Source organism: Caulobacter sp. 602-2 (assembly GCF_011043625.1).
Classification (GTDB): domain Bacteria; phylum Pseudomonadota; class Alphaproteobacteria; order Caulobacterales; family Caulobacteraceae; genus Caulobacter.
Genome location: NZ_JAAKGT010000007.1, coordinates 149,017 through 171,085 on the forward strand (window position 1 = coordinate 149,017; position 22,069 = coordinate 171,085).

Annotated in this window: 13 protein-coding genes; 8 read left to right on the forward strand and 5 right to left on the reverse strand. The window is 71.3% G+C overall.

All coding sequences use genetic code 11. The annotated features are described in order from the left end of the window. Positions 1-80: 80 nt before the first annotated feature. From G5B46_RS15695 to G5B46_RS15705, 3 genes are all read right to left on the reverse strand, one after another. Entirely contained in the window at positions 81-2,555 is a 2,475-nt protein-coding gene (locus tag G5B46_RS15695) for a glycosyl hydrolase 115 family protein (RefSeq protein ID WP_165260135.1), read from the reverse strand. A gap of 114 nt (positions 2,556-2,669) precedes the next feature. After that, on the reverse strand, positions 2,670-3,785 hold the full coding sequence (locus G5B46_RS15700; protein ID WP_165260137.1) for a tyrosine-protein phosphatase: 1,116 nt from the start codon (positions 3,783-3,785) through the stop codon (positions 2,670-2,672). A gap of 17 nt (positions 3,786-3,802) precedes the next feature. Further along, positions 3,803-6,649, reverse strand: coding sequence for a TonB-dependent receptor (locus G5B46_RS15705; protein WP_165260139.1), 2,847 nt, complete (start codon positions 6,647-6,649; stop codon positions 3,803-3,805). Between the two features lie 240 nt (positions 6,650-6,889). Between G5B46_RS15705 and G5B46_RS15710 the strand changes: the two genes are divergently transcribed. Continuing rightward, positions 6,890-8,050, forward strand: coding sequence for a TetR family transcriptional regulator (locus G5B46_RS15710; protein ID WP_205691708.1), 1,161 nt, complete (start codon positions 6,890-6,892; stop codon positions 8,048-8,050). 110 nt (positions 8,051-8,160) lie between these two features. Here the strand turns inward: G5B46_RS15710 and G5B46_RS15715 are convergent, their stop codons facing one another. Beyond that, the gene (locus tag G5B46_RS15715; RefSeq protein WP_165260141.1) at positions 8,161-10,191 is read right to left on the reverse strand and encodes a phytase; all 2,031 of its coding nucleotides are present in this window, start codon (positions 10,189-10,191) and stop codon (positions 8,161-8,163) included. A gap of 168 nt (positions 10,192-10,359) precedes the next feature. On the opposite strand from G5B46_RS15715, the gene G5B46_RS15720 reads away from it, so the two are divergent. The 7 genes from G5B46_RS15720 (at position 10,360) to G5B46_RS15750 (ending at position 21,763) form a co-directional block, all read left to right on the forward strand. Next, positions 10,360-12,375 (forward strand): TonB-dependent receptor, encoded by a 2,016-nt coding sequence (locus G5B46_RS15720; RefSeq protein WP_165260143.1) that lies wholly within the window; start codon positions 10,360-10,362, stop codon positions 12,373-12,375. Positions 12,376-12,690: 315 nt separating this feature from the next. After that, a complete protein-coding gene (locus G5B46_RS15725; RefSeq protein WP_165260145.1) occupies positions 12,691-13,881 on the forward strand; it encodes a glycoside hydrolase family 27 protein in 1,191 nt (396 codons plus the stop codon). A 123-nt stretch (positions 13,882-14,004) separates the two neighbouring features. Further along, positions 14,005-14,928 carry an ROK family protein gene (locus G5B46_RS15730; RefSeq protein WP_165260147.1) on the forward strand — a complete coding sequence of 308 codons (924 nt, stop codon included), beginning with the start codon at positions 14,005-14,007 and terminating at the stop codon, positions 14,926-14,928. After that, positions 14,915-16,087, forward strand: a complete 1,173-nt coding sequence (locus G5B46_RS15735) for an AGE family epimerase/isomerase (RefSeq protein WP_165260148.1) — start codon at positions 14,915-14,917, stop codon at positions 16,085-16,087. The genes G5B46_RS15730 and G5B46_RS15735 overlap by 14 nt, the downstream gene beginning before the upstream one ends. Further along, positions 16,084-17,565, forward strand: coding sequence for a carboxylesterase family protein (locus G5B46_RS15740; RefSeq protein WP_165260150.1), 1,482 nt, complete (start codon positions 16,084-16,086; stop codon positions 17,563-17,565). The genes G5B46_RS15735 and G5B46_RS15740 overlap by 4 nt, the downstream gene beginning before the upstream one ends. 50 nt (positions 17,566-17,615) lie before the next feature. Continuing rightward, positions 17,616-21,044, forward strand: a complete 3,429-nt coding sequence (locus tag G5B46_RS15745; protein WP_165260152.1) for a LamG-like jellyroll fold domain-containing protein — start codon at positions 17,616-17,618, stop codon at positions 21,042-21,044. Then, positions 21,041-21,763, forward strand: a complete 723-nt coding sequence (locus G5B46_RS15750; protein ID WP_165260154.1) for an SGNH/GDSL hydrolase family protein — start codon at positions 21,041-21,043, stop codon at positions 21,761-21,763. Before G5B46_RS15745 ends, G5B46_RS15750 begins: the two co-directional genes overlap by 4 nt. Here the strand turns inward: G5B46_RS15750 and G5B46_RS15755 are convergent. Then, positions 21,760-22,068 (reverse strand): DUF1244 domain-containing protein, encoded by a 309-nt coding sequence (locus G5B46_RS15755; protein ID WP_165260156.1) that lies wholly within the window; start codon positions 22,066-22,068, stop codon positions 21,760-21,762. The genes G5B46_RS15750 and G5B46_RS15755 overlap by 4 nt on opposite strands. Position 22,069: the final 1 nt, after the last annotated feature.

Consider the following 22,069-nt stretch of genomic DNA (forward strand, 5'->3'; position numbering starts at 1 on the left):
GCGTGCCGGCACGCCGTCGACCCTCCCTAACCCCTCATCCGACCTGCTTCGCAGGCTGCCTTCTCCCTATGGGAGAAGGATCAACGTGCGCACGCCCCCGCCGGCCGCAGAACCAGCGCGTCCAGCACCACCCCCGGATCCACCGAGCTCACCCGCACCGTCCGCTCGCCGCCGCACAGCGTCAGGCCCGAGCCCACCCGCAGGCGGCCGTCGGTCACGCCCTGCGCCCAGGCCTTGTCGCCCACCTTGCGCGGGGCGGCCACGGCCACAGGCGCGCCGCCGTCGACGCCGACCGCCAGCCGCAGCGCCGTCTGGCCGTTCAGCGGGAAGGTCGGCAGCAGGTCGAGATCCAGCGCCCAGGCCCCGGCCGGCAGCTTCACGGCGTAGTCCAACGCCGCGCCGCCGCTGGAAGCCTCGCGCACGTCGCCGGCCGCCATGGATGCGCCGCCGCGCCCCAGGCCGTCGATCCGCCGCCAGCCCTTGCCGCCGGCCGTCTCGGCCTCGACCACGATCAGGCCTTCGTCCTCGACCGGCGCCGGCGCCAGGCGCGGCGCGGTCGCATCCGTCGCCGGGGCCGCGAAGGGCCGCTGGCGGAACGAGGTCCACGAGCCGTCGGCCGGCTCCACCGACATGATCCCGCGCCACTTGCCGCTGGCGATCTCGTCGTTGAACCGGCGGGTGAGGGCGGCGATCTGCGCATCCGCCGCCCGGGCCTTGGCCGCGCGGGCGCGGGCCTCGTCCGGCCGCTCGCCGATCAGCCGGTCGAAGGCCTCGGCGTCGAAGAAGCGATGGTTGGCCAGGGCTGCGGCCCGCACCGGATAGTCCACCAGCTCGAACCAGGCGTCGCGCTGCTGGGCCGGGATCCTGGCGGCCTCGGCGTCGAGCTTGGCCACAAGCGCGTCGAACCGCGCCAGCCGGGCGTTCGCCTGCTCGACCGACAGCGGGCTGGAGCGCGGCGTGGCGTTCCGGCCCCAGAACCACTGCAGGTGCTCGGGCTTGCGCTCGAAGTTCAGCTGATGGTGCTCGGCCAGGATCGCGGCGATCGCCTTGGCCTGGCCGGGTCCGAACGTCTCTCGCGCGAAGGCCTGCTCATAGCCGTGGGCGCCCAGGCCGCGCACGCGCTCGACGTCCCAGGCCATGTCGAGGAACAGCTGCGTTCCCAGCTCGGCCGGCTTGATGTCGCCGACGTTCACGACCCACAGCTTGCGGGCGTCCAGGTCCCAGGCCCGGCCCATCTCCTCGATCACCAGGGCCAGCGGCACGGTCGACAGCCACAGGTGCGACAGCGGCGCGCCCAGGTACGACAGGTGATAGTAGACGCCCGAGCCGCCCGGCCGCTTGCGCTCCTGCGCGTTCGGCAGCTGGCGGATGTAGCCGAAATTGTCGTCCGGCCAGACCAGGGTCACGTCGTCGGGAACCTTCAGCCCCGAGCGGTAGATGTCGAGCACCTCCTTGTAGGCGGTGAACACCTGCGGGACGGTCTCGACCTTGGGGTCGACATGCTGGCCGATCAGACCGCGCTGGTCGGTGATGATCTTCTCCAGCAGGGCGCGCTGGCCGTCGATGTCGCCGCCGCCGACCATGCCGGAGTCGTGGATGCCCCGCATGCCCAGGGTGTAGATGTTCTCGTACCCGCCATTGGTCTTGGTCCGCTCGCGCCAGTAGTCGAGCACGCCCCCCGGATTGGCCGCGTAGTTGAAGGCATCGGCGCCCGCTTTCCACTCGCCGACATTGTTGCGCAGCATCGGTTCGGCGTGGGACGAGCCCATGACGATCCCCCAGCGGTCGGCCAGGGCGGCGTTGGCCGGGTCAGCGTTGAAGGGCCTAGTCACCTCGTGCATGGCCGGCCACAGGGTGTTGGCCTTCAGCCGCAGCAGCAGCTGGAAGACCTTCTCGTAGGTCTTGGGGCCGATGTCGCCATAGGCCGGGTCGAAGGTCTTGGCCGCCCAGGGCTGCAGGCCCCAGTCCTCGTCGTTGATGAAGATCCCGCGGTACTTCACCGACGGCGGACCGAAGCGGCGCGCATCAGCGGCGACGTACAGCGCCTTCTTGCGCTGCGGCTTGACGTCGGCCCACCAGGTCCAGGGCGAAACGCCGGCCGCGCGGCTCAGTTCATAGGCGCCGAAGGCCGTGCCCCGCCGGTCGCTGCCGGCGATGATCAGGGCCTTGTCGAGGCCCGGCGCGGGATTGTCGACCACGGCGATGACGAAGCTTTCCCAGGCGCCGCGCAGGTCGCCGACGTCCAGCTTGCCGTCGTGCGCCAGGTCGTCGATCAGCGGGTTCTTGCCCAGCGTTCCGACGATGATCGCGGTCTTGCCGACGGGCTTGCCGGTGGAGAGGGAAGGTGACGTGCCGACGACCGCGCCCAGGTCGTCCCGCAGGTCGCCGACGGCGAGGCCGACGACGGGGAAGTCGCCTTTGGCATAGAGGATCTCGGCGCCGGCGATGGGGAACGCGCCCGGTGTGCGCTTGTCGCTGACCCAGGCGTCCTGCGCCCAGGCGGTCGTAGCGAAGACGGCGGCGACAAGGCCGGCCAGCAGCGACGTCAGCCGCATGGGGTTTCCTCCAGATCGCGAAGCTGTCAGGCAGCTTGGTCGAATTGGTCAGACCATAGAGCGATCTGGAGGATTATCCATTCATTTTATGAGCATTGATCCCATAAAATGAAACTAATACTCGAGATATCGGGCCCGCAGCGTGGCCAGGTCCTTGGCGTCGACGCCCAGCACCTTGTCCAGATAGGCCTCGACCGAGCCGTACTTGGCCGTCACCGCGTCCAGCGCCGCCTCCACATAGGCCGGCTCGGTGCGCATCAGCACCCGGGTGATCTCCGGCGGCAGCTTGGCGAACATGGCGGCGTTGGGATCGTCCGACTTGGCGCCGGCGGCCATGGCGCGGCGGGCGCTCTCGTTGTCGAGCAGGGTCTCGCTCATGGCGTAGTCGGCGGTGACCTGCGCGCGCGGCACGCCCAGCGCGGTCAGGATCAGGGCCGAGGCCACGCCCGTGCGGTCCTTGCCCGCCGAGCAGTGCACCAGCATCGGCGCGTCGCCCGCCAGCAGCTTCTCGAACATCGCCTTGTACTCGCCGGCATAGGCGTCGGGCATCAGCTTGTAGAAGCCGATGAAGTTGGCGCGCACGGCCTGCGGCGTCGGCGGGCCGTTTCCGAACAGCGCCCGCATGTCCATGTCCAGCCCGGCCTTGGGCGAGTTCAGGAACACCGGCACGGCCTTGCCGCCGCGCCAGACGGTGGGCTGGGTCTTGCGCTCCTGGTCGGTGCGCAGATCGCAGACCAGGCGCACGTCCAGGTCGCCGACGGTCTTGTAGTCGGCGTCGGTCAGGGTCGACAGGCCGTTGGAGCGGAACACCTGGCCCCAGCGCACGTGCTTGCCGTTCGCGGCCGAATAGCCGCCCAGGTCGCGGAAGTTGGCCGCGCCCTGCAGGGGCACCACGCGGGTGGCGGTGCGCACGCCGGTCTTCTCGCCATCGGCGACGACGTAGAAGTAGGGGCGGCTCGCGCCGGCCTGGGCGGCCGTGACGCTGGCGGCGCCGTCGGTGTCGTTGTCGGCCAGCTTGCGCATCGCCTTCAGCGGGGCGTCGGGCGAGGCGGCGACATAGAGGTCGACCGGCGCGCCGGGGCGGCTGGTCTTCCAGGCTGCGTGGTAGGTCCCGTCCTTCAGAACGACCGAGGCTTCGGTCACGGTCGTCGAAGCCGTGCGGGCCTGGACGGCCGGGGCGGCGAGGACGGCCGCCGCGCAGGCGGCCGTCAGCAGGTTGCGGATCAGCATTTTTCTATGTCCTGGCTTTAGAAGTTGAACCGCACGCCGCCCATGAACCGGCGGCCCACGCCCTCGGCTTCGATGGGGCGGTTGGCGTGGCCCTGGTAGCGCATGCCCGTTTCGTCGGTGAGGTTGCTGGCGTCGAAGTAGACGGTGACGCCGTCGCGCACCTGGTAGCGCAGCGACAGGTCCAACTGTTCGGTCGCCGCCCAGTAGGTCTGGTCGGTGGCGTCGACGCTGGGCTCGTCCAGCCAGTCGTTGCGCCACTGGTAGGAAAGGCGCGCCGACAGGCCGTACTTCTCATAGAAGATCGAGGCGTTGACGAGGGTGTCCGACAGGCCCGGGAAGGCGCTCTTGACGCCTTCGGGCGTCTTGAACTCGCCGTCCAGGAAGGTGACGTTGCCCTGGAAGCCGAAGCCGCTCAGCGGGCCCGGCAGGAACCGCCACTGCTGCATGTAGGCCAGCTCGATGCCGGCCATCCTGCCGTCCGAGCCGTTCAGCGTCGTCGAGTAGGTGTAGCCCGTACGGTCCAGCGTCCCGACGTCGTAGCGGTCGTCGCGGATGGTGGCGACGCTGTCGTAGAGCACGTCGTCGATCCGGCGATAGAAGGCCGAGGCCGACAGCAGGCCCGCGCCCGGCAGGTACCATTCCAGCGCCGTGTCGAAGCCGAAGGCGCGCTCGGGCTTCAGGTCGGGGTTGCCGCCGCTGACCGTCTCGCTGGCGTCGTTGACCGACACGCTGGTGCGGATCTCGCCGAACGAGGGCCGGGCCACGCCGCTGATCAGGGCGAAGCGCGCCTGGATGTCGTCGGTGACCTCGTAGTTGACGTGGATGCTGGGGAACAGGTCGGTGTAGCTCTGCTTGGCCGTCAGCGGGGTCAGGCTCGACCCGCTGGCCACCACGCCCCGGCTCTCCAGGTCGACGCTCTCGACGCGCAGGCCCGCCAGCACCTCCCACTTGCCCAGGGTCCACTTGTTCTGGGCGTAGGCCGACAGGATGTTCTCGTCGACGGCGAAGCGGTCCTGCGGCTGCACCGCGGCGGCGGCGTTGTAGAGCCCGGCGCTGGTGGCCTTGGCCAGAAGGGTGTCCAGGTCCTGGCGCAGGCCGATGTTGTCGACCAGGGCCACGCCCCAGCCGCGGGCGAAGTCGCTGGTCCATTGGGCGCCCGTGATCCGCGGGGTCACGCTCCAGGTCCCGCCGGTCTGGGCCGCCAGGCTCTGCAGCACCGGCGTCGCGCCCGGCACGCCCGAGAAGGTGTTCCCGGTCGCCTTGCGCCTGTCGTACTTCACGCCGGCCTTGAAGGTGGCCTCGGCGCCCAGCGAGGTCCAGTCGCGGGCGATGTCGACCTGGCCCGTCCAGGCGTCGGTGTCGGTGCTGTAGACGATCGGGATCAGCACGTCGGCCTGCGAGCCGGTCTGCGGCAGGGCGCTCAGCGCCGAGCCCCGCGTGTAGGTCGTGCCCGAACCGCTGGTCGTATAGAGGTCAAGGTCCGGAATACCCGAGGTCGCGCCGCTATAGACCAGCGACAGGCGGCCGAAGTTCTGCTGGATCAGCGGCAGATACGCGCCCGCGTCGGTGTGGGTGTAGTTCAGCCGCCACTTGATCTGGTTGCCGGCCCAGTCGTGGTCGCCGCCCAGGGTGTTGGCGAAGGTGTCGCTGTAGTAGCGGCCGTATTCCCAGCTGCCGGTGTAGGCCGCGCCGTCGACGAAGCCGCTGTCGGGGCCGCGGTTGGCCGCCGTCTGGGTGCGGGCGCGCGACAGCTGGAAGTCGTACTGGTTGCGCTGCTCGCGATCGATGAATTCCGAATAGAGGCTGTTGAAGAAGATCCGGCCGCCGCCGTCGGGGCGGTATTCCAGGCCCAGCTGGGCGGCGTTGTTCTCGCGCTCCAGGCGGTAGGAGCGGAAGGAGAAGTCGTCGACGGTGTTCAGGTCACCGTCGCGGTTCCAGGTGATCTCGCGGTTGTCGGTGGTCTGGTTGCGGCGATAGTGCGCCAGCGCGGCCACGACGCCGAACCTGTCGTTCGACCACGAGCCGCGGATCGAGCCCTGGCGCTGGGGCCCGTCGCCCAGCTGCATCTCGCCGTAGCCGAGGTCGCCCGACACGTGCAGGCCGCGGCGGTCGAAGGGCGAGGCGGTGACGATGTTGATGCGGCCCGCAAGGGCCTCGGCCGGCTGCTCGGGCGTCAGGGTCTTGTTGACCTCCATCGACTGGATGACGACGGCCGGCACGGAGTCGAAGCGGAACACCCGCTCCTCGGCGCCCAGCACGTTCATCCCGTCGATCGACACCACGGTCCAGCGTTCGGGCGCGCCGCGCAGCTGGACGTAGCGCTCCTGGCCCTGGTCGCGCTCGATGGCCGCGCCGGGAATGCGCGACAGGGCGGCGGCGGCCGACTGGTCGGGGAAGCGGCCGATGGCGTCGGCGGCGACCACGCTCATGATGTTGTCGGCGGCGCGCTGCTGGGCGATCGCGGCGGCCTGCGAGCCCAGGATCGGACCGGCGGTCACCACCAGCGCCTCCATCTCCTGGGCGTCGGCGTAGCTGACGGTGATCGGCGCGGCGCCGGCCGTGGCCTCGACCTCGCGGTCGGGCAGGCCCGGATAGCGCACCAGCAGCGTCTGCGGGCCGGCCGGCAGGGTCAGGCTGAAGCGGCCCTCGCGGTCGGTGGTGGTGCGCAGGTTCAGCTTCGGCGCCGACACTTCGGCGGCGACCAGATAGGCCCCGTCCGTGCCGACCACCCGGCCGGTGGCGGCCGCCGTGGCCGAGATGGCGGCGGGCTGGGCCGCGTCGGCGGCATGGGCGGCGATCGGCAGGGCGAGCGCGGCGGTGGTGAGCAGCAGGGCCTTGGCGGCGCTCCGGCTGGCGCGGGTCATGATGGCTTCCCCTCGATGAAGACGAGGGGCGGATAGCAATTCGAACGATTGTACCGTGTGAAACTGTCGTGAAATTTAGGCGACGGATTGATGTATTTGTGAATAAGTAACTGAAAAATAGAGACATAAGTTCTGGGTGATGAGCGCACTCTCGTTGTGGTGAGGGCTCAGCTTGAACGCTTGTCCAGACTTGCGTTCGAACGCCTGTCCAGCCACACACGGGGCATGGCTTTCGCAGACTTGGATTCCGCTCTCCAACTGGCGCAGGCGGGCTGGCGCATCGCCCTGGAGGAGGGGTTGGGGGCCGTCAGCGCGCGCACCGCCGCCGCTCGGGCCGGGGCGGCCGCGTCGGCCGTGAACTATCATTTCGGCGATCGCGCCGGCTTTCTGCGTCGGATCCAGGCCCAGGCGCTGGACGAGGCCGGGCGCGAGCGCGAGGCGCTGCGCCCGGGCCTCTCGCGCGGTCCGCGCTGGAGCAGCCTGGCCGATCGCATGACCCTGCTGGTCGCCGAACGCCTGGAGGCGGGGCGCCTGGGCTTCGTGCTGCTGGGCGAGTTCGAGATCGAGGCCGAGGTCGGCGGCGACCTGGAGCTCCAGGCGGCGGCGGGGCGGGGCGGGGATGCCGAGTTCGCCTTCTGGCGCGAGACGGCCCTTCTGCTGGGCGCCGGCGACGCCGACGCCGACGGCTGGGCGGGTCTGGCCGTCGGCCTCTGCACCCTGCTGCACGTCGAGCCCGACGCGGGCGAGCGGCAGCTGTGGCTGGCGCCGGCCTTCCGTCGCCTGGGCGCGCGCCTGGGCAGGACGGCGATCGATCCGGTCCCGGCCGGCCTGGCGCCCGACGAGGCGCTGCCCGAGCGCGAGCACGCCAACGACACCGCCCGCCGCATCGTCGAGGCGGCCATCGCCGGCATCGCCGACCGCGGCGTCTCTCGCCTGACCCAGCGCGACGTGGCCGCCCGGGCCGGGGTGTCGCTGGCCGCCACCACCTACTTCTTCCGCACCAAGGCCGACCTCGTCGAGGCGGCGATGGTCGAGCTGCACCGCCAAGTGCGGGCCGAGGTCCTGGCTTCGGCTGACGACACGGGCGTGGCCACCGTCATGGCGCCCACCGGCGGCTTCTCGGCGCGGGTGCGGGCGCTGGGCGCGCTGCAACTGGCCGCCGCTCGCGAGCCGGCCCTGCAGCCGCTGGCCGCCGCCGTCCGCGCCACCCGCGGCGCCACCTCCATGCGCATGCTGCGCCGCCAGGGCGTCAACGACGCCGACGGCCTGGACGCGATGGTCTGGTCCACCGTGATGAGCGGCCTGATCGGCAAACTCCGCTTCGCCGCCCCCGCCGAGCGCGAAGCCGTGTTCGGCGCGATGCGCGACGCGCTGCAGGCCAGGCTGTTCGGCCCGCGCTAGAGCCCAAGGTCCTCCCCCTCTGGGGGAGGCAGCCCAGAGGGCCAGAGGGGGCCGGCTCCGGCGCCAGGACCTCCTCGGTCGGCTCCCCCTTCAGCGAGAGCCCCTCCGCCTCACTTCAGGCCCAGCGCCCCGGCGATCGCCGACCAGGGCACGAGCTTGAAGTTCTGGTGCTGCGGCGGGAAGACGTTGCGGCCGTCCTGGGCGACGAAGGCGCCGGTTTCCAGGCCCGCGCCCAGCGAGGCGCTGGTGACGTCCAGGCCGTCGGTCTCGGAGATCCCGTCGATCCCCCTGGCCCCGTCGGCGGTGACCGAGAAGCTGCCGACATAGGCGTTGTCGCCCTCGCGGCGATAGACGGCGTAGCTGTTGTTGCCTTGGCTGGACACCACCAGATAGCCCTTGCCGCCCGGCTGCCGGTAGAGACCGATGCCTTCCAGGTCGTCCTTCAGGGCCGGGTTGGACGCCACGCGGTCGATGGCCTTGGGCGTCTTGCGGTCGGTCGGCTCGGCGCCGAGCTTCCACAGGGCGACGTCCTCCTCGGCCACGTACAGGGCGCCGGTCTCGTCGTCGGCGACGCAGCCTTCGGTCTGGGTGTCGAACCTGACGTCGCGCACCGGAACGGCGCGGACCTTGCCATTGGCCTGGGCGACCAGCCGCCACTGGCGCACCAGGCCGTCGGGATCGCCGACGAACACGTAGGTCTCTCCCTTGCGGCCGCGATACATGCAAAGGCCGTAGGGATCGGAAAGCCCCGTGGCCTGCACGCCGTCGGCGACCGAGGTCAGCTGCCGCGTCGCCGGGTCCAGCGTGTACAGCGCGATCGACTTGTGGGTGCGGTCGCTGGCGGCGACCAGGATCGTCTCGCGACCGGCCAGCTTGAAGCCGGCCCGCAGGTCGACATTGTTCATCTTGCCGTCGGCCAGGTACTGCAGCGGCTGGCCCGACAGGTCGTAGACCAGGAGGCCGCCCTTCTTGTCGGTGGCGATGATGGCGCTCTTGGCCGGATCGGCGGGGTTGGCCCAGATCGCCGGATCGTCGGCGGCGTCGCCGTCATGCCCGACGGGCCTGGTCTCCATGGTCGGCTGCACGGCGGCGAAGCCCTTGGCGGGCTTGGACCCGGCCGCGTCGCCGACGGCCAGCTTCAGTCCGGCGGCGATGTCGGCCCACGACACGGCCTTCATGTTCGCGTCGGCCTTGCGGTCGTCGGCGACCAGCAGGGCGCCGGCCGGCAGGCGATCGCCGAGAGGTGCGCGCAGGGCGAACAGGCCCGACGGGTTCTCGACCGCGTTCTGGTCGCCCGCCTGGATGCGGAAGGTCCCGACGAAGGCGTCGTCGCGGCCGCGGTCATAGACGTTGTAGTCGCCGGCGGTCGCGTTGGCGGCCACCAGGAAGCGGGCGCTCGGCCCCCCGTCGACCAGGGCCAGGCCCGCGACCTCGCCGGCGACGTGGCCCAGGCGGTTGGCGTCGACCAGGGTCGGCGCGGGCTCAGCCTCGGGATCGGCGTCGTAGCGCCAGATGCCGACCGCCTCCTGGGCGACGTAGAGCGCGCCGGCGGCGTCGTCGCTGACGCAGTACTTGGCCTCGGACGACAGGTGCAGGCGGCGCACGATGCGTCCGTCCAGCTTGCCCTCGGCGGTGGGGAACAGCAGCCACTGGTCCATCTGGCCGGCCACGCCCAGGGTGAAGGCGTAGAGCGAGCCGTCGCGGGGCGAGCGATGCAGGCAGACGCCTTCGCCGGCGTAGTCCAGCGTCAGGGGCTTGGCGTCCAGGCTCGCGGAGGTTCCAGCGGCGAAATCGTAGGCGGCCAGGCGCAGGCGGGCGCCCTTGCGGTCCAGCAGCGCCAGCAGCGGCTTGCCGTCCAGGTCGCGCACGTCGACGCCATAGACCTCGCCGCCGGGGATCGCGCCGACCTTCTTGCCGTCGAGGCCATAGAGCTCCAGCCCGCCGCCTTCGCCGGTCGCGGCGATCAGGCTCTTTTCCGGCGCGGCCGGATTGCGGATCAGGGCCACGCCGTTGGCGCCGCCCTCGACCGTCGGCGCGGTGGCGACGACGGGGGCGACCGCCGGGGCCTGGGCCAGGGCCGATCCGGCGCCGAGCAGGAAGGCGAGCACGCCGACGGCGGCGCTGGCGCGAAGATGGGTCATCCGACTTGTCCCCCGGGAAACCGCGCGCAAGCCGTGCGGCCGCGCGCGAGGGCTTATGCGACGATTTCAAAACGGATTGATGACGGTCGACGGCTTTTGCCTGGCCGGGTGTTCCCTTGCGGCGGGGCGACGATAGGCTGCACCGACTCTCAATCCTCCGGAGCCGCCATGTTCGACGCCCCCTTCGAGACCGCGCCCGCGCCAGAAGCCCCGGTCTCGGAAGTCGTCGTCACCGGCGCCCGCCTGCCGCCCTCGGCCGGCGAGGGGGTGTTCTCCATCACCGCCCTGGCCGATCCGGCCTGGGCCCGCTCGCCGCGTCTCGACGAGCAGCTGGCGCGCGCGCCGGGCGTGTCGCTGTTTCGGCGGACGTCCAGCCTGGCCGCCAATCCGACGACGCAGGGGCTGTCGCTGCGGGCCATCGCCCCCTCGGGGGCCGGGCGGGCGCTGATCACGCTGGACGGCGTGCCGCAGAACGATCCCTTCGGCGGCTGGGTGATCTGGAGCGGCCTGCCGTCCGAGACCATCCAGTCGTTGCGCATCGTGCGCGGCGCCGGGGCCCAGGCCTTTGGCGCGGGCGCCCTGACCGGCGTCGTCGCCCTGACCGGGCGCGACGGCGGCGGGCCGGTGCTGGAGGCTGGCGTCGAGGGCGGCGGCCTGGGCTATCGCCGCGCGGCGGTCAATGCGGGCGGCGGCGGCCTGCTGGCCAGCGTGACGGCCGAGCGTTCGGACGGCTGGACGCCGGTGCGCGAGGGCAGGGGCGCGGCGGACGAGCCCCTGGCCCTCGACACCTGGTCGGCGGCGCTGCGCTACGACGCCCGTTTTGCGGCCGGCCCGGCCGTGGCCGCCCGCATCGCCGTCCATGACGAGAACCGTCGCTCGGGCCTGGTCGGCGCCGATTCCCGCTCGCGCGGCGCCCAGGCCAGCCTGACGCTGGCGCAGGCACCGGCCGAGGGACGCAACGGCTGGCGGCTGCAGGCCTGGAGCCTGGTCAGCGACCTGCAGAACCGTTCGGTCGCCGTCGGCGCGGGCCGGGCCTTTACGACGCCGGCCAACGACCAGTTCGAGACGCCGGCCTACGGCTATGGTTTCAACGCCGCCCTGCGCGGCGTGCGCGGACCGCTGGAATGGGAGGTCGGCGCTGACCTGCGCGCCGCCGAAGGCGAGACCCACGAGCGCTTCCGCTACATGGGCGGCCAGTTCACCCGCCTGCGCGAGGCGGGCGGGCGGACCACGACCCTGGGCGCCTATGCCGACGCAAGCTGGACCGCCGGGCCGTGGCTGCTGACCGGCGACCTGCGCCTGGACCACTGGCGGGCCTTCGACGCGCGTCGCCGCGAGTTCGACCTGCAGACGGGCGCGGCCACCCTCGACGAGACCCCCGCGGGGCGCTCGACGACCACGCCGACGGGCCGCATCGGCCTGCGCCGCGATCTGGGGGCGGGCTTCGTGCGCACGGCCGCCTATGCCGGCTTCCGCCCGCCCAGCCTCAACGAACTGCACCGGCCGTTCCGGGTGGGCAACGACGTCACCGAGGCCAACGCCGCCCTGAAGCCCGAGCGGCTCTACGGCGTCGAGGCCGGGGCCGGCCTGGAAGGGAAGGGGGCGAGCCTGACCGCCACCCTGTTCCTCAACCGGCTGGAGGATCCGGTGGCCAATGTCACGATCGGGCAGGGGCCGGCGACCTTCCCGACGGCGGGCTTCATCCCAGCCGGCGGCGTGCTGCGCCAGCGCCGGAACGTCGGTCGCATCGACGCGGTCGGCATCGAAGTGGAAGGCCGCGTCAGCCTCGGCGAGCGTCTCGTGCTGACCGGCTCGGCGATGGCGACCGACGCCGAGGTCGACGGCGGCGCGCAGGCCCCGCAACTGACGGGCAAGCGTCCGGCCCAGGCGCCGCGCGTGGCCGCTTCGGCCGGCCTGGAATGGCGCGCCGGCCAGCGCCTGGACCTGTTCCTCGCCGCCCGCCACGAGGGGGCGCGCTTCGACGACGACCTCAACACGCGCCGGCTGGCGGCGGCCACGACCCTGAACCTGTCGGCCCGCTACGCCCTGGGCGCCTCGACGCGCGTGGAGCTCGACCTGCGCAACGCGCTGGACGCCGAGGTCGCCACGGGCCGCACCGGCGACGGCATCACCAGCTATGACGCGCCGCGCAGCGTGAGGGTGGGCGTCACTTGGATCCATTGAGGTAGCGGTAAAAAGAAAAACAAATTTATTTATTCTATTGACGGCCGCCGGGCCGCCGTGGTCACCTCCGTCTCAAGCCAGCCGCCCGCGCCACCAAGGACGCGGCGCGGGACTTGGGGAGGCAAACATGATTTTCGGGCACGGCCCCGGCGCGCTTTCGCGCCCTCCAACCGCTTTCTTCCCCGCCTGATCGACTGAGGCCCTCGTCGCCTCGCGGTCCGCCGGTTCACCCGCGCCTTTCCCAAGATTCCTGCAAGCGGGAGCCAAGGGACCGGCGGACCGTCCTTCTCTTCACCCCATCGCCAGCGTGAACCCATGAAGCGCCTCGTCTCGACCCTGGCGGCCGCGTCCCTGCTCGCGTCCGCCGCTCCGGCCCTGGCCGACGATCCGCCGCCGCCTCTGCCCGACAACGGCCTGGCCCGTACCCCGCCGATGGGCTGGAACAGCTGGAACAAGTTCGGCTGCAACGTCGACGAGACCCTGATCAGGCGCATGGCCGACGCCATGGTCGCCTCGGGCATGAAGGACGCCGGCTACGAATACGTCGTCATCGACGACTGCTGGCACGGCGAGCGCGATGCCCGCGGCGACATCCAGCCCGACCCCAAGCGCTTTCCCAGCGGCATGAAGGCGCTGGGCGACTACATCCATTCCAAGGGGCTGAAGTTCGGCATCTATTCCGACGCCGGCCTGAAGACCTGCGCCGGTCGTCCCGGCAGCCGCGGCTACGAGTACCAGGACGCCCGCCAGTACGCCGCCTGGGGCGTCGACTACCTGAAATACGACTGGTGCATGGCCGGCACGCAGGACGCGCCGTCGTCCTACTACATCATGTCGGCGGCCCTTCAGGCCTCGGGCCGGGACATCGTCTTCTCGATCTGCGAGTGGGGCAATTCCAAGCCCTGGACCTGGGGCGCGTCGGTCGGAAACCTCTGGCGCACCACCGGCGACATCTACGACGCCTGGGAAGGCGTGAAGGGCTACAGCCTGGGCGTCATGAACATCCTCGACAAGCAGGTCGAGCTCTACCCGCACGCCAGGCCAGGCCACTGGAACGATCCGGACATGCTGGAGGTCGGCAACGGCGGCATGACCACCCAGGAATACCGGGCCCACTTCAGCCTCTGGGCGATGCTGGCCGCCCCGCTGGTCGCCGGCAACGACATCGGCCACATGGACGCCGACACCAAGGCCATCCTGACCAACAAGGAAGTCATCGCCGTCGACCAGGATCCGCTCGGCGCCCAGGCGCGGCGGGTGTCCAAGCAGGGCGATCTGGAGGTCTGGGCGCGGCCCTTGAAGGGCGGCGGCCGGGCGGTCGTGCTGCTGAACCGCGGCCAGGCGCCGGCGACGATCGGCGTGGACTGGGCGATGCTCGACTACCCCGAAACCCTTCCGGCCAAGGTGCGCGACCTGTGGGCGGGCAAGGACCTGGGCGTTCGCAAGGGCGGCTATTCGGCCGAGGCGCCGGCCCATGGCGTCGTGATGATCAGGGTCACGCCCTGACTTGTAGTATGAATAAATAAAAAGTCTTTTTTTAATCTGGCGCGGTTGGCGGACCCAAGGTAAGCCTCTGACCGCTGGAGGTTGCGGCGTCCGGTGATGACGCGTGCGACGAGGGAGTATCGGGTGATCCAGATCGGGGTCGATTTCGGCGGAACCAAGATCGAGGCCGCGGCCCTCTCGCCGGAGGGACGCGTGCTGTCGACGCTCCGCGCCGCCACGCCCGGCGACTACGACGCGGCGCTGAAGGTGGTGCGCGATCTCGTCGAGCGCACCGAGCAGGCGGTCGGCGGCAAGGGCACGGTGGGCGTGGGCGCGCCGGGCTCGGTGTCGCCGCGCACGGGCCTGATCCGCAACGCCAACACCACCTATCTGAACGGCCGCCGGTTCCGGGAGGATCTGGAGGCCGTCCTCGAACGCCCCATCCGCCTGGCCAACGACGCCAACTGCCTGGCCCTGTCTGAAGCGGTCGACGGCGCGGCGGCCGGCGCGCGCGTGACCTTCGCGGTCATCATCGGCACCGGCTGCGGCGGCGGTCTGGCCATCGACGGCAAGCTGGTCGAGGGCGCCAACGGCGTGGCGGGGGAGTGGGGCCACGTGCCGCTGCCCTGGCCCAAGGCCGAGGAGAGCCCGGGGCCGCAATGTTGGTGCGGCCGCCACGGCTGCCTTGAGACCTGGATTTCCGGCACCGGCTTCCGCCGCGACTTCCGCGAGCATGGCGGCGGCGACCTCAGTGGCGCTGCCATCGTCGAGGCCGCCGCCTCGGGCGACCCGGTCGCCCAGGGGGCGCTCGACCGCTATCTCGACCGCCTGGCCCGCGGCCTGGGAGTCATCGCCGACATCGTCGACCCGGACGTTTTCGTGCTGGGCGGCGGCATGTCGAACGTCGAGCTGCTCTACGAGCGCCTGCCGGCGCTGGTCGGGCCGCACGTCTTCACCGACAATTGGGAGAGCCGCATCGTCAAGGCCCGCTGGGGCGACTCCTCCGGCGTGCGCGGAGCCGCGCGCCTGTGGAGCCAGGCCGACTGGGCCGGCGATGTCGCCGCTTGACGAGGCCCGCGCCGCCTGCGGCCGGCTGAAGCGCTGGCTGGCCGAGGCGGCGATCCCGCTCTGGAGCCAGGCCGGCGTCGACGCCTCGGGGGCTTTCGAGGAAAAGCTCGGCCAGGACGGCCGTCCGATCGCGAGCCTCCGCCGGGCCAGGGTGCAGCCCAGGCAACTCTACGCCCTGGTCGGCGCCGAGCGATTGGGGGCCGCTGTCGACCAGCGGACCGTGCGTCGCGGTCTGGCGGCCTTTCTCACCCGCTACGTCAAGGCCAGCGGCCTGATCCGCGCTGCGGTCGACGACGATGGAAGGGTGCTGGACGACAGCGCCGTGCTCTATGATCAGGCCTTCGCTCTGTTCGCCCTGGCGGACATGGACGTCGTGCTGGGGCCGGCCGCCGAGGTCAGCGCCGAGGCCTTGCGACATGCCGTTCTGACCGCGTTCCGGCATCCCGTGGCCGGCTTCCACTCGACCTTTCCGCCCGACGGGGTGCTGCTGTCCAATCCGCACATGCACCTGTTCGAGGCCGCGCTGGCCTGGATCGAGGCCGACGGGGACGGCGAGTGGCGCGACCTGGCCATGGAGATCAAGGCGCTGGCCCTTGAGGTCTTCATCGACGACGAAGGCGCGTTGCGAGAGACCTTCGACGACGCCTGGCGCCCGGCGCCGGGTCTGGCGGGGCGCATCGTCGAACCCGGACATCAGTTCGAATGGGGATGGCTGCTGCTACGCTGGGCGGGGCTGGCCGATGATCCGGCCGACGCCCAGGCCTGTCGCAAGGCCGCGCTGCGGCTGATCGAGATCGGCGAGCGGCATGGCGTCGACAAGGGGCGCAACGTCGCGATCAACGCCTTGCTCGACGATTTCTCGCCGCATGACGCGCAGGCGCGCCTGTGGCCGCAGACCGAACGCATCAAGGCCCACGCCCTGGCCGCGATCGAGACCGGCAAGGCCGAGCATTGGGCGCTGGCGGCCCAAGCCGTCTGTGGGCTGGAGGCCTATCTGGCCACGTCGACGCCTGGTCTCTGGTTCGATCGCCTGACGCCGGAGGGCCGGATGATCGACGAGGCGGCGCCGGCCAGTTCGTTCTATCACATCGTCTGCGCCATCGAGGCCTTGAGCACGGCCCTGGCTCGCGCCGACACCCGGCTTCGCGTGGCCTCGTGAAGAGGGCTTCGGGCGTTCTCCTGACGGCTGCCCTGGCTGTGGCGGCGCCGGCGGCGGCCGATCCCGTCCGCGTACAGACGGTCGGCGGCCTGCTGGTCGGCGAGGAACGGGCGGACGGAAGCCAGGCCTTCCTGGGCGTTCCCTTCGCCCGCCCGCCGGTGGGCGATCTGCGCTGGAAGCCGCCGCAACCGATGCCGTCTTGGGAAGGCGAGCGAGCAGCGCGCGCTTCGGGGCCCGCCTGCCTGCAGGCCTCGCGCGGATGGAACGCGGCGGACGCCGCGCGCTCTAGCGAGGACTGTCTCTACCTCGACATCCGCTCGCCGCGACATGCGCCGGGCGCGCGCCTGCCCGTGATGGTCTGGATCCACGGCGGCGCCAACCACGCCGGTTCGGGAGCGGGTACGGTGGAGTCCGCCCTGGTCGACCAGGGCGTGGTGCTGGTCAGCGTGCAGTACCGCCTGGGCGTCTTCGGCTTCCTGTCGCATCCGGGGCTGAGCGGCGAGCAGGGCGGGGCTTCGGGCAACTACGCCCTGATGGACATCATCGCGGCCCTGCGATGGGTGCGCGACAACATCGGCGGCTTTGGCGGCGATCCGGCCAATGTCACCCTGTTTGGCCATTCGGCCGGCGGCCAGGACGTCGGTCTGGTGATGCTGAGCCCGGACGCGCGGGGCCTGTTCGCACGGGGGATCCTGCAGAGCGGAACGCCGGGCTTCGGCTTTCCGCCGCGCTCGCTGAAGCAGAACGAGGCGATCGGCGAAGACCTGGCGCATCGTGTCGGCGCAAGCTCGCTTGGCGACCTCAGGCGCGTCTCCGGCGCCGAGCTGCTGAAGGCGGCCGAGAGCCTGACGGCTCCCATCGACGACCAGGGCTTCATCTGGACCCAGGCGGTGATCGACGGGCGCGTGCTGCCCGAGGCGCCTGAGGTCCTGCTCAAGGACCCGACGGTGAAGCCGATGATCGTCGGCTCCAGCGCCCGCGAGATCGGCCTGTTCGGCGGCGAGCCCGAACGCGCCCGGGCGTGGACCCGGCAGGCGTTCGGACCGCGGGCCTCGGAGGTTCTGGCCGTCTATGGCCTGGACGGCGCCTCGCCGCCTGTCGCAGATCCGGTGCGGGGCGACGCCGTGCTGCGGCTGGCGACCGACAGGATGTTCCGTTGTCCGGCCAACGAGACGGCGCGCCTGCGCCAGAAGGCCGGCGGCAAGGTCTGGCGTTACGAGCTGGAAGTTCCCGCGCCAGGCCAGGCGACCGTGGGGCACGGTTCGGAACTGCCCTACGTCTTCGATCGCCCCACGGAGGGGCGCCCGCCCATGCAGGCCTATTGGGCGGCGTTTGCTCGAACGGGCGATCCCAACACGCCCGGCGCGCCGCCGTGGCCGGCCGAGCGCGGCGCGGGCGAGCGGCTGGTCTTCGCCGCCTCCGGGCCGAGGGCCGAGACGGGCGAGGAGCCCGCCTGCCGGTTCCACACCCGACCCTAGACCATCAGCAACAAGCGGCGACCAAGCCGCGCGCGGAGGAAACGAAGAGGATGAAGACCCGCTCCAAATCCGTCCTGGTCGCCGGTTGCGCCCTGGCCCTGCTGGCGCCGTTGACGGCCGCCGGCCAGGCTTGGGGGCCCTACAACGCCGAGTTCCCAGCCGGCGGCGACGGCCTGTCGCGCCCGCTGGTCGGCGCTGCGGAAGGCCAGACCCTGCCGGCCGGCGCGCCCTGGTCGCTGTCGGCCTGGATCAAGACCTCCGAGACGCGGCCGGGCCAGGCGCTGGCGGCTGGGATCGGCGACCTCGCCAGCGGCCGGTTCCTCGCCGTCGGGCCCGATGGCTACGCCGTCGTCAGCGCCGGGACTGCGATAAGGGGCGGGAACGCGCCTCGCGCCGGCGACTGGCGGTTCGTCGCCGCTGTTTCTGACGGCGCCAGGGTGACCCTCTATGTCGACGGCAAGGCCGAGGCCCAGGGCGCCGCGCCCGCCGCCGCGACGCCGGCCATGGTCGCCCTGGGGCCGCGAAAGGCGCCGGGGTTCGCGCCCTTCGCCGGACAGGTTGCGGGTTTCCGCGCCGAAGGCCGAGCGCTCTCCGAGCGGGAGGTCGGAGCGCTGGCGGCCCGCCGGCCCGATCCCCTGACCGTGTTCGAGACCGGCAGTCCGACCTGGCCGGTGCAGGTGCGCCAGCAGGCCGGCCAAGTCACGCCGCAGGAGGCCTGGACGCGCCCGGAGGGCAAGGGCGCGATCTCGGCGCCCGTCGCCAAGCCGCCCTATGCGGGTCCGGCGCTGGTCGAGGCCGGACCCGGTGCCTGGACGCTGAAGCGCTGGAGCCTGGCCGAGGCGCCCAAGGTGGTCGGGGAGGGGGCGGCGGTCTCGTCGGCCGGCTTTGACGCCAAGGGCTGGTATGCCGCCACCGTGCCCGGCACCGTGCTGACCACCCTGGTCGACCGCGGCGTCTATCCTGATCCCGACTACGGCCTCAACAACACCGTCATCCCCGAGAGCCTCAACCGGCAGGCCTACTGGTACCGGACGACCTTCGACGCGCCCTCGGCTATGGCCGGCAAGCGGCCACGCCTGACGTTCAAGGGCGTGAACTACGCGGCCGAGGTCTGGCTGAACGGCGAAAAGCTGGGCGACATGAAGGGCGCCTTCGTGCGAGGGCGCTTCGAGGTCGCCGGCAAGCTCAGGCCCGTCGGCAACGTGCTGGCCGTGAAGGTCTCGCCGCCGCCGCATCCGGGCCTGGCGCACGAGGAGTCGCTGACCGCCGGCGTCGGCGAGAACGGCGGCATGATGGCGCTGGACGGTCCGACCTTCGTGGCCAGCGAGGGCTGGGACTGGATCCCCAGCGTCCGAGATCGCAACACCGGCCTGTGGCAGGACGTGGTGCTGGAGGCCTCCGGCGATGCGCGCCTGGGCGACCCGCAGGTGGTCACCACCTTGCCCCACGTGGCTGGCAAGGCCGACAACAGCCTGGCCGAGGTCGAGATCCTGGCGCCGGTCGAGAACCTGTCGGACCGTCCGGTGGAGGTCACGGTGACGGCCGCCTTCGACGGCGTCACGGTGTCCAAGACGGCGACCGCGGCGCCAGGCGTATCGAGCGTCCGAATGACGCCGGCCGAGTTCCCGCAGCTGGCGATCGCCAATCCCAGGCTCTGGTGGCCCAACGGCTATGGCGAGCAGGCCCTGCACGACCTGACCCTGACGGCGACGGTGGACGGCCGGTCCTCGGACGAAAAGCGCCTGCGGTTCGGCATCCGCCAGGTGACCTACGAGCTTTCCCTGATGAACCCGGCCGGTCATCTGCGGCGCGTCGAGGTCGATTTCTCCAAGGCCAGGCAGCTGGGCCAGGACATCACCGACGGCAGCCACGAGGGCATCCGCAAGGTGGTCGACGGCTGGGCGACCTCGCTGACGGCGCAGGGCGAGGCCTCGCCGGCGGTGCGCGACGTTGCCGAGACGGGCCTGGCGCCGCACCTGGTGCTGAAGGTCAACGGCGTGAAGATCGCCGCGCGGGGCGGCAACTGGGGCACGGACGACTGGCGCAAGCGCATCGAGCGCGAGCGGCTGGAGCCCTATTTCCGGCTGCACAAGGAGGCGGGCCTCAACACCATCCGCAACTGGGTGGGCCAGAACACCGAGGAGCCGTTCTACGACCTGGCCGACGAGTACGGCCTGCTGGTGCTCAACGACTTCTGGGCCTCGACCCAGGACTACCAGCTCGAACCCCAGGACGTGCCGCTGTTCCTGGCCAACGCCGCCGACGTCGTCAGGCGCTATCGCAACCATCCCTCGATCGTGCTGTGGTTCGGCCGCAACGAGGGGGTGCCGCACCCGATCCTCAACGAGGGCCTGGAGGCCCTGGTCCACGACCTGGACGGCACGCGCTGGTACACCGGCAGCTCGAACCGCGTGAACCTGCAGAACAGCGGGCCCTACAACTACCGTGAGCCGGAAACCTACTTCACCGAGCACGCCAAGGGCTTTTCGGTCGAGGTCGGCACGCCGTCGTTCCCGACCCTTGAGGCGTTTTCGGCCGCAGTGCCCGCGCCCGACCGCTGGCCGATCAGCGACACGTGGGCCTATCACGACTGGCATCCCACCGGGAACGGCGCGACCAAGACCTTCACCGACGCCATGGCCCGCAAGCTCGGGGCGCCCGTCAGCCTGGAGGACTTCGAACGCAAGGCCCAGCTGATGAACTACGAGACGCATCGGGCGATTTTCGAGGGCATGAACCAGGAGCTCTGGACGAAGTCTTCGGGCCGGCTGCTGTGGATGACCCAGCCCGCCTGGCCCTCGACCATGTGGCAGATCCTCAGTCACGACTACGACACCCACGGCGCCTTCTACGGGACCAAGGCCGCGGCCGAACCCGTCCACGTTCAGATGAGCCTCGCCGACCACGCGCTGGCGGTGGTCAACAACACGACCGCGCCGGTGGCCGGGGCGAAGCTGCGGACGCGCGTGCTGGACCTGTCGGGCAAGCTGCTCTCCGACCAGACCGACGCCGTGGACGCGGCCGCCAACGCCGTGACCGCCGGACGGGCGCTGGAGCTGGGCCTTAAGGCCGGCGAGGCGACTGTGGTGCGGCTCGACCTGACCGGCCAGGACGGCGCGGTGCTGTCGCGCAACCTCTACTGGGTCGGCGCCGACGACGCGGGCGAGCGGCGGCTGTCGGCGATGACGGCCCAGTCGGTGACGCTGTCGGCCAGGTCCGGAAAGACGGGCAAGGGCGAAGGCGTCGTCGCAGTCACTCTCTCCAACACAGGGCCTGCTCCGGCCCTGAACGCCAAGCTGACCCTCGTCGACGCCAAGGGCGAACGCATCCTGCCGGCCTACTATTCGGACAACTACGTCTCGCTGCTGCCGGGCGAGACGCGGACGGTGGAGATCCGCCATCCGGCCGGGGCGGGGAAGGGGGCGAGGGTCGCGCTGCGCGGCTGGAACGTCACGCCTCGCGTCGAGACGGTGCGATGAGGCGCCGGTCGTTGCTGGTGCTGGCGGGCCTGGCCTTGCCAAACCTCGCCGCCGCCCAGGCCGGAACGCCCGCGCCGAGCGACGAGGAGGTCCGCCTGCGCACCGACTGGCCATGGCTGGCGCGTTACCGGGAGGCCGACGCCGTCGACGCCGCCCTGCCGCCGGAGCGTCGGCGCTGCGTGTTCATGGGCGACTCGATCACCCAGGGCTGGCGCGACGCGCGTCCGGCCTTCTTCGAGTCGAACGACTTCATCGGGCGCGGCATCGGCGGGCAGACGAGCCCGCAGATGCTGCTGCGGTTCATGGCCGATGTCGTGTCCCTGAAGCCGGCGGCCGTGCATATCCTGGCCGGGACCAACGACATCGCCGGCAACACCGGTCCCTATGATCCGGCCGCGACCCGCAACAACCTCTCGGCCATGGTCGTGCTGGCCAGGGCCGCCGGCGTGCGCGTGGTGCTGGGCTCGGTGACGCCCGCGGCGATCTATTCCTGGAAGCCGGGGCTGCACCCCGAAATCGAGATCCCGCGCCTCAACGCCTGGATCAAGGCCTTCGCGGCCGAGCAGGGCTGCGTGTTCGCGGACTACGCCGCGGTGATGGATGACGGCCGTGGGGGCATGAAGCCGGGCCTGGCCTACGATCAGGTGCATCCGACCCAGGAAGGCTATGCGGTGATGGAGCCCGTGGCCCTGGCGGCGATACGTGCGGCCCTGGCCTAGTCTTGGCCGCGCAGCTTCTTGTTCAGCGCCACGCTGGCGTCCATGCGCGCCAGTTGCTCGGGGCTGGCCGGCGCCTGGTGCTTTGCCTTCCACTCCGACTGGGGCATGCCGTAGATCGCCTCGCGGGCCTGGTCGCGATCGACCGCGCCCTCGGAGGCTTCGCTGACCCAGTCGGCCAGGCAGTTGCGGCAGAAGCCGGCCAGGCCCATCAGGTCGACGTTCTGGGCGTCGGTGCGCAGGCGCAGGTGCTCGACCAGGCGACGGAAGGCGGCGGCGGCGAGGCGATCGTCGATTTCGACAGTCATG